The 1,059-nt window shown below is 43.9% G+C and carries 2 protein-coding genes; both read right to left on the bottom strand.

The window, feature by feature from the left end; translation table 11 throughout:
- Nucleotides 1-81: 81 nt before the first annotated feature.
- Complete coding sequence (locus tag R7P67_RS26310) at nucleotides 82-783, bottom strand: arginyltransferase (protein WP_024699955.1); 702 nt, start codon at nucleotides 781-783, stop codon at nucleotides 82-84.
- A partial coding sequence (locus R7P67_RS26305) for a leucyl/phenylalanyl-tRNA--protein transferase (RefSeq protein ID WP_411912823.1) occupies nucleotides 780-1,059 on the bottom strand: 280 nt, incomplete at its 5' end. The genes R7P67_RS26310 and R7P67_RS26305, both read right to left, overlap by 4 nt.

Genomic DNA, 1,059 nt, shown 5'->3' with positions numbered 1-1,059 from the left:
TTAATCCTCTTTAGAAATTAGGCAATATTAGCGAGCGTTATTGTGCCGCTAAATAGGAATTATGTAAAGTTGGGGCGTATTCTACCCTTGCCAACGCTGATTTACTAGCCTTTGGTGGCGTTGAAAACGCGTTTTGTAGTTCATTGCTGGACATTCATCAATCTGATAACCCAAATATAGCCACTGCTCGTTATTTTGTTGGCAGTAGTTCACTTGGTACAGCACCGCTAGTGTACCGAGTGAAAGTGGGTAGTCTGGATCAAAAAACGTATAAAACGCGCTAGAACATTGTGTCATCACATCAGTCACCGCTACACCAAGTAGTTGATTTGATTCATCATAGATGTGCAAGAACAACGTTGTCAGCCAAGTCGTTTGTGCAAAACGTGAGAACTCATCTCGCTTGGGAGGGTACATGGTACCGTTTTTGTGTCGCTTGCAAATGTAACGGCTGTAGAGCTCAAACCACTCGGCGTCCATCTCCGTTTTCATCTCCCAACGCAGATTTTTGGCTTTACTGAGCAGTCGTTTTTGACTTCTAGATAGTACGAAATCAGGTATCGATATGCGAATAGGTTGGCAAGCATGGCAACGCTCGCAATGTGGTTTGTATATTGTATCTCCGCTGCGACGAAAGCCATTAGCCATCAATAGTTGATAGTTTTGTTCAGTATGTAATTCAGCGTCCAATGCCACCGCAACACGCTCTTGTCGCTCCGGTAAATAGCTACAAGGATGGTTGTTGGTTAACCCAATTCGAATGTGTTGTAGATCTGTGCTCATGATTCTGAATCCTGCAAAACTTGGGGCGTAAAGGTGTCAGAAGCCGTTTGCTTTTCTCTTAAAGATAGTAGCTTTTGTATGAACTCGTCTCGGTCAAGTTCAAATGCGCCGAGGGATGCCAAGTGCGGGTTCATCACCTGACAATCTATTAATTGACCATGCTTTGACGCCAAATGCGTGCACAAATACCACAATGCGATTTTTGATGCGTTGTCTTTCAAACTGAACATGGACTCGCCACAAAAAAGTTGACCCACGCTAATGCCGTATAAACCG

Source organism: Vibrio sp. Vb0937, from assembly GCF_033338855.1.
Note: the sequence above shows the minus strand (reverse complement) of the source record. Positions and strands in the feature narration are given on the sequence as shown.